The 944-nt window shown below is 66.1% G+C and carries 2 protein-coding genes; both read right to left on the bottom strand.

The genetic code is table 11. The features are described 5' to 3' along the window. A partial coding sequence (locus P1P70_RS45130) for a hypothetical protein (RefSeq protein WP_319248360.1) occupies positions 1 to 377 on the bottom strand: 377 nt, incomplete at its 3' end. A 285-nt stretch (positions 378 to 662) separates the two neighbouring features. Further along, complete coding sequence (locus P1P70_RS45125) at positions 663 to 815, bottom strand: hypothetical protein (protein WP_319248358.1); 153 nt, start codon at positions 813 to 815, stop codon at positions 663 to 665. Positions 816 to 944: the final 129 nt, after the last annotated feature.

The raw sequence follows: 944 nt of genomic DNA, 5'->3' as shown, positions 1-944 counted from the left end.
TAAAGAGCAAGGTTCGAAACAGGGCACATCGGCACCCGTTGGACATTTTCTCCCCCTACCGGCTTGGAACTGCGCGACGCCCAGGACTGCGTGTGCGTCGCGCAGTTCCAAGCCGGTAGGTGGAGAACATGTCCAACGGGTGCCGATGTGCCCGGTTTCGAACCAAGGAAAGCGTCTCGATGAGTTCGATGCTGCCGGAAGGCGTTGGGGGTTCGATGTTCGTGGTGATCAGCCAGAACCGTCCCCCGTGATGGCGCAGCGTCGGCGTAGTGGCGAGTCGTCACGAAGCGCGCGGCCAGCACCTCGTTCTTGCCCGACCCGGCGCTGAGGAACAGCACCTCGACGACCACCACATTGACGATGACGAATGCCCACATCGCCCAACGCGCCGTGTCCCCCCCTCAAGCACGGTGCCAAGGGACGAGGGACGATCAGTTCCCCCGCAGGCCGGTCGCCGTCGAGTCGCGGCATCTACGCCGACGAACCCCCGCGCTTACGACCGTGGCGGCGGGCTCAGCCCGTTGCGCGCCGAGTCGCTCTGTCCTGGGTGGGGTTGGCCGCCGGCTCCTTGGCCGACGACAACTCCCCATGCCGGAACGCGACCTTCCGGCACACAGGACACAGGACCCGCTGATTGCCGTCGACGCCCCCCAGGCTCTGCCTCACGAGGCACTTTCCGGCTTGGCATCCGGAACCGACATGGCCCAGATACCCATGGCGTCGAGGACGTCGCGCAGCCCACGTAGCGCGACCGTGAACACACCCTCCCCTGGATCGACGAGGAAGTCGGCCTCCCAGTGTCGGGGCGCCTTCACCTGCGCGCGAGGATCCCGCCTGGTGGAGCAATCGCGGCGGAGCTGCACCCGGCGATTTCACAACCGTTACAGTGATGCAGAACCTGTCCACCGCGCCGGAGCCGACCTTGCCGAACCTGTCCCACCTCG

The sequence above is a fragment of the Streptomyces sp. MB09-02B genome (assembly GCF_033794485.1).
Lineage (GTDB): Bacteria > Actinomycetota > Actinomycetes > Streptomycetales > Streptomycetaceae > Streptomyces.
This window is presented reverse-complemented; position numbering and strand designations above follow the sequence as displayed.